The sequence below is a fragment of the Nocardia sp. NPDC005745 genome (genome assembly GCF_040630775.1).
Taxonomy (GTDB): domain Bacteria; phylum Actinomycetota; class Actinomycetes; order Mycobacteriales; family Mycobacteriaceae; genus Nocardia.
Map to the genome: position 1 here is coordinate 1 of NZ_JBEXYF010000079.1, position 5,965 is coordinate 5,965.

Here is a 5,965-nt window from a genome sequence, read left to right on the forward strand (position 1 = left end):
ATGGTACTGCACTCGACAGGGTGTGGGAGAGTAGGACACCGCCGGAACATCCTTCACGAAAGGCCCTCGACACCGTCGAGGGCCTTTCGTCGTTTTATCGAGCGAACCGTGTGTTTCGCAGCACGATCCCAGGGAAATACAAGCGTACGCAGCGTGCGGTCGGGATCATGGATGGCGGGGAGGCCGTCTCACGCGAGCAACGGAGGTACGTATGGTCGTCGCGACGACGCCGGATCGCCCGGCGCCGGTCGAACCCGCCACGTCGGCGCAAGCGCGTTGGTGGCGGCCGAGGCTGCCCGCGACGGCGGCGTACTTGGCGGGGCTGATCATCGTCTCGGCGATCTTCTCGGCCCTGAGCGACTCCGCGCAGACCAGGATGGTGCTGCACGCCAGCACGAATCTGCACAACCTGTTGAGCGGCCGGTTGGGAACGTTGCTGGCGAGCGCGTTCGTGATCGGTGACGCCGTCGGGTCGTGGGTCATCATCCCCTTGCTCGCCTGTCTGCTCGCCCTCGCCGAGCTGCGCTTCGGCGCGCTGAGACTGGTGCGGGTGTTCCTGGTCGGCCACGTCGGCGCCACCTTGCTCGTCGCGGCGGGTCTGTGGGTGGGCGTGCGAGCCGGGTGGGTCCCCGCGAGTATCCGCTGGACCGAGGACGTCGGTGTCAGCTACGGGGCCATGGCGCTGATCGGCGCGCTCGTCGCCGCGATGCCGTACCGATGGCGCATCGCCTGGTCGACGGTGTGGTTCATCGTCGCGGTCGAGGGTGTGCTGATCGGACAGACCTTCACCCAGGCCGGGCACCTGGTGGCGCTCACCATCGGCACGGCGGTCGGATTCTTCATGATCTGGTCCAGGACCACCACCCGGCGACGGCTCTCCCGAATCGAGGGCGCCTTGCTCGCCGCGAGCACGGTGCTGGCGGCGATTCTGCTCATGGGCTGACGGCAGCCGCGGTAGGGCGCTCGCCTACAGTGCTTGGGTGCGCCTAGTGATTGCTCGCTGTCAGGTCGACTACGTAGGGCGACTCACCGCCCATCTTCCGATGGCCCGAAGGCTACTGCTGATGAAAGCGGACGGCTCGGTGCTCGTGCACTCCGACGGCGGCTCGTATAAGCCGCTGAACTGGATGAGCCCGCCCTGCCGGCTGGACGAACGCAACGGTGACGCGCAGCTACCGGACGGTGCGAAGGCGCTGTGGGTCGTCACCAACAAGGCCGGCGAGGAACTTCGCATCACCATCGAGGACATCGAGCACGACTCCTCCCACGAACTCGGCGTCGACCCTGGCCTGGTGAAGGACGGGGTGGAAGCCCACCTCCAAGAGCTGCTGGCCGAGCACGTGCACACGCTCGGCGCCGGGTTCACGCTCATCCGCCGCGAGTACATGACCGCGATCGGCCCGGTCGACCTGCTGTGCCGGGATGCCGACGGCGGCACGGTGGCGGTGGAGATCAAACGGCGCGGAGAGATCGACGGCGTCGAGCAGCTCACCCGCTACCTGGAGCTGCTGAACCGGGATCCGTTGCTGGCTCCGGTCGCGGGCGTCTTCGCCGCGCAGCAGATCAAGCCGCAGGCGCGCACGCTCGCCGAGGACCGCGGCATCCGCTGCCTGACACTCGATTACGACGCCCTGCGTGGCACGGAGAGCAGCGAATTCCGCTTGTTCTGAACTCAGGGTGGTGCGGGGTGCGCACGGGCGAGTAATACCCTTGTCGCATGCCTCGCCGGAAACCGCGTTCGGATCGCTACGCCGAGCGCTCGCGGGCCGGTGGCGCACCGCTGGGAGACGTTTTCGGACGGACCGAGGCGGGTCCGGATGGTGCGGAGACATATGTGGTGCGCACCATTCCTGGCGCCCGCGCGATCAAGACCTACCGCTGCCCCGGCTGTGACCACGAGATCCCACCAGGGGTCGCCCACATCGTCGCATGGCCCGCGTACGGAGGCGAAGACGACCGCAGGCATTGGCACAGTGGGTGCTGGAACGGGCGACAGACGCGCCGGATCACTCGTCGGTGGTCCTGACACTTCGAGCCACGTCCCCGAGACACCGCCGCGGGACCAGCGCGAGTCGGGTGGACGAGTCGAGCGGTTGCGGGAGGACCTGCGCGCTGCCGACGGGCAGCAGCGTCGGCCGGGACGGTAGCGCTCGCGTCGGTTGCGGCGGTGTGAGAGCCGTCGGGCGCGTCCCGTTGGTTCCCCCGCGAAAAGGGGGATGATGCGACGGCACGAGAGCCGTCGGCAGCGTCCCCTGGGACCCCACGAGGAGGGGTCGGATCTTTCGGGCGATGACGCATCCCCGCGCCGTGATCAGATGGGTGTTGCGCGCGTTCGTCGAGTGTCGCTCGCGGCGGTGGGCCCGCCGGGTGCGGAATTAGGGAAGGCCGCCCCGGTGCGGAGCGGCCTTCGGTGATTTCGGTTGAGATTTGCTGCTGTCGCCGTTCGCTCCGACGTCAGTTGCTGATGTCGGCGCTCTCGCGCTCGTCCGAGTCGATGTCCTCGTCCTCGGTCGCGACCTCGGAGATCGCCTTCTGGCGGGAGCCGGTGACCGACTTGGTGTTGCCGCCGATCGACTTGCGCTGATCCGGAACACCGTCCAGCAGTTCGCTTTCCCGGTTGACCGCGGCGAGCATCGCGGGCACCGAGTCGAGCTGACCGCGGATACCGAGCAGCTGGGCGAGCACGCGGCCGCGCAGCACACGCATCTCCTCGGCCAGTTCCTTCGCGTGCGCGATCTTGCGCTCGGAGGTCTGAGTGGCGGAGGTGATGAGGCGGTTGGCCTCGTCGGTCGCGTCCTTGATCCGCTGGGCGGCCTCGGCGCGGCTGGTGGCTTCCAGCTCCTCCATGGCGCGCGTGAGCTTGGTGCGACGCTCGGCCATGGTGGCCTCGAAGTCCTGCTGGGTGGCCTTGCGCTTCGCGTCGGCTTCCTTCGCGATGCGGTCGGCCTCGGCCTGGGCGGCCTCGATGATCTTGGCGGACTCGGTGCGCGCGTTCGCGAGGGTCTGCTCGAATTCGATTTCGAGCGCCTCGCGCTTCTCCTTGGTCTCCGCGAGCAGCGACTCGTACTTGCCACGCATCTCGGTGGCCTGCTGCTCGGCGATCGACACCATCTCCGCGGCCTCGGCCTGGGCCAGCGCACGGACCTCGGACGCCTCGTCGGAGGCGAGCCGCAGCATTCGGGAAATGCGGTCGGACATACCTTCCGCGGTGGTCGGCGGCACCGAGAGTCGGTCGACCTCCTTACGGAGTTCGTCGATCTCGTCGCGCGCGTCTTCCAGCTGGCTGGCGAGGTTACGTGCTTGTGCCGCAGCCGCATCGCGGTCGGTGGCGGTGACTCTCAGTTCCGCATCGAAGCGGTCGAAGTAATTACGCACCTCGTCTTGCGCATAACCCTTGCGCACAACGGTGAAGGGCAGTGCAACGAAGCGATTGCGATCGGACTCGGGTGACGACATGGCACACAAACTACAGCCTGAAGACAGCCGATGGTGACTCGACTGCGAATGTCATTCCGACGAGTTTTCCCGACCTGACGGCGATACTAGTGCGTAACATTCGCGTTCGGTTCGACCAACTCGATCAGCACACCTCCAGCATCCTTCGGGTGGATGAAATTGATGCGGGAATCGGCCGTTCCGTGCCGTGGGGCCTCGTACAGCAAACGCAGACCCTTGGCGAGCAGGTGCGCGGAGACGGCCTCGATGTCGGTCACCCGGTAGGCCAGTTGCTGCAAGCCGGGGCCGTTACGGTCGATGAACTTCGCGATGGTCGACTCCGCGTTGAGCGGAGCCAGCAACTGCAGGGCAGTGGCCCGGTCCGGTGCGCCCGGCAGCGACAGCATCGCCTCGTGCACGCCCTGGGCCTCGTTGACCTCGCGGTGGGTCTCGATCATGCCGAGGTTCTCGGCGTACCAGGCGACCGCGGTGTCCAGGTCCGGCACCGCGATGCCGACGTGGTCGACCGCGGTGACGTAGTCCGCGGGGATGAAAGACGACTGTTCGATAACGTTGCTCACCATTCGAAAGTAGCGCGACCTGGCACGGGGCGCGCGGGGCGCACCCGCTACCGTTGAGTAGAACACCTGCTCTCGTGGCGCCCCGGTGCGGGCGCGAGCAGGTCCGATCTACGAATGCGAGGCTCGTCGTGACCACTTCCGTGATCGTCTCCGGTGCGCGTACCCCGGTCGGCAAGCTGCTCGGAGGTCTGAAGGACTTCAGCGGTTCCGATCTGGGCGGGTTCGCGATCAAGGCGGCGCTGGAGAAGGGCGGTGTCGCGCCCGACCAGGTCGACTACGTGATCATGGGCCAGGTGCTCACCGCGGGGGCGGGGCAGATCCCGGCCCGGCAGGCGGCGGTGGCCGCGGGCATCCCGATGGACGTGCCCGCCCTGACGCTGAACAAGGTCTGCCTGTCCGGCATCAACGCGATCGCCCTCGCCGACCAGCTGATCCGCGCGGGCGAGTACGAGATCGTCGTCGCGGGCGGCCAGGAGTCCATGAGCCGGGCGCCGCACCTGCTGGAGAAGAGCAGGGAGGGCTTCAAGTACGGCGATGTGACCCTGCGCGACCACATGGCCTACGACGGCCTGCACGACATCTTCACCGATCAGGCCATGGGCGCGCTCACCGAGCAGCGCAACGAGACCGACCGGATCAGCCGGGAGGACCAGGACGCGTTCGCGGCGGCTTCGCACCAGCGGGCGGCGGCGGCGTGGAAGAACGGCGTCTTCGACGACGAGGTGGTCCCGGTCGCGGTGCCGCAGCGCAAGGGCGATCCGGTGCTGGTGACCACGGACGAGGGCGTTCGCGCCGACACCACCGCGGAGTCGCTGGCCAAGCTGCGTCCGGCGTTCCGCAAGGACGGCACCATCACCGCGGGCACCGCGTCGCAGATCTCCGACGGCGCCGCCGCGGTCGTGGTGATGAGCAAGGAGAAGGCGCAGTCACTGGGGCTGAGCTGGATCGCCGAGATCGGCGCCGCAGGCGTGGTCGCCGGTCCGGACTCGACCCTGCAGGACCAGCCCGCCAACGCGATCGCCAAAGCCTGCGCTCGCGAGGGCATCTCGCCCGCCGACCTGGACCTGGTGGAGATCAACGAGGCGTTCGCCGCGGTCGGTGTCGCGTCCACCCGCAAGCTGGGCATCGATCCCGAGAAGGTGAACGTCAACGGTGGCGCGATCGCCATCGGCCACCCGCTGGGCATGTCCGGCGCCCGCATCCTGCTGCACCTGGTGCTCGAGCTGAAGCGCCGCGGCGGTGGCGTCGGCGCGGCCGCGCTCTGCGGTGGCGGCGGGCAAGGCGACGCACTGATCGTCCGCGTCTGATGTTCGTGGGGTGACACCCCACCCGGAGGAATCAACCGATGGCCGTCCCGAGTGGGCGGCCATCGGTCGTTCGTTCCGCCGATCCGAATACGGCGAGATGCGCGACCGGCGCGACGAGCACAGGTGTGGCGGATCGGTTCGGGCCCTGCGCTGGGAAGTAGACCGCCCCGACCGCCGACCGAGGCTCGAGCCGGACCGCTCCGGTGAAGAAGGGTCGTGGAAGCAGTGCCCGGCTCCCGTTCGACCGGCGGGGTGGCCGTACCGCCCCAGCGACAGGGGGCGATTTCGATGATCCCGCTTGCATGTGGTTCTGAGGTTCGCTTGCGCACGTGACTACACGGCCCAGCGACGAGCATCTTCCGTTCGCGACCCGGCTCGAATCCGCGCTACCGCCGCGTAGGCGACGAAGAGCAGGCAGCCGTGGGCCGCAACATGGAGTCCGCGATGGCCCCGGCACGTGAGGGTGCGGCCGAGAGCCGCTGGCCGGCGCGCTCATTGTCGTGCGTTCGCATGCCGACGTGCCCCGCTCACCGCAACCCCGGGTTTCGAGCGAAGCGAGACCGAGCATGTTCCGTTCGCGGCCCGGCTCGCGTCCGAGCGGCCGCCGCGTAGGCGACGAAGGAGCAAGCGGCGGTCGCTCGG

At 68.2% G+C, this 5,965-nt stretch carries 6 protein-coding genes; 4 read left to right on the forward strand and 2 right to left on the reverse strand.

Features of this window, described 5'->3' with window-relative positions:
- The first annotated feature begins 211 nt into the window (after positions 1-211).
- From ABZ420_RS35785 to ABZ420_RS35795, 3 genes are read left to right on the forward strand one after another with little or no spacing between them, the layout of a single operon-like run.
- A complete protein-coding gene (locus ABZ420_RS35785) occupies positions 212-943 on the forward strand; it encodes a rhomboid-like protein (protein WP_357132585.1) in 732 nt (243 codons plus the stop codon).
- Between the two features lie 37 nt (positions 944-980).
- Positions 981-1,670 carry an endonuclease NucS gene (gene nucS, locus ABZ420_RS35790; protein WP_040865179.1) on the forward strand — a complete coding sequence of 230 codons (690 nt, stop codon included), beginning with the start codon at positions 981-983 and terminating at the stop codon, positions 1,668-1,670.
- Positions 1,671-1,717: 47 nt separating this feature from the next.
- Complete coding sequence (locus tag ABZ420_RS35795; protein WP_357132588.1) at positions 1,718-2,026, forward strand: ATP/GTP-binding protein; 309 nt, start codon at positions 1,718-1,720, stop codon at positions 2,024-2,026.
- A 428-nt stretch (positions 2,027-2,454) separates the two neighbouring features.
- Here ABZ420_RS35795 and ABZ420_RS35800 read toward each other — a convergent pair whose 3' ends face one another.
- On the reverse strand, positions 2,455-3,456 hold the full coding sequence (locus ABZ420_RS35800; protein ID WP_357132591.1) for a hypothetical protein: 1,002 nt from the start codon (positions 3,454-3,456) through the stop codon (positions 2,455-2,457).
- A gap of 86 nt (positions 3,457-3,542) precedes the next feature.
- Positions 3,543-4,016 (reverse strand): methylmalonyl-CoA epimerase, encoded by a 474-nt coding sequence (gene mce, locus ABZ420_RS35805; protein ID WP_357132594.1) that lies wholly within the window; start codon positions 4,014-4,016, stop codon positions 3,543-3,545.
- 128 nt (positions 4,017-4,144) lie between these two features.
- Here mce and ABZ420_RS35810 point away from each other — a divergent pair, with 128 nt between their 5' ends.
- Positions 4,145-5,323 (forward strand): acetyl-CoA C-acetyltransferase, encoded by a 1,179-nt coding sequence (locus tag ABZ420_RS35810; RefSeq protein WP_357132597.1) that lies wholly within the window; start codon positions 4,145-4,147, stop codon positions 5,321-5,323.
- Positions 5,324-5,965 lie beyond the last annotated feature (642 nt).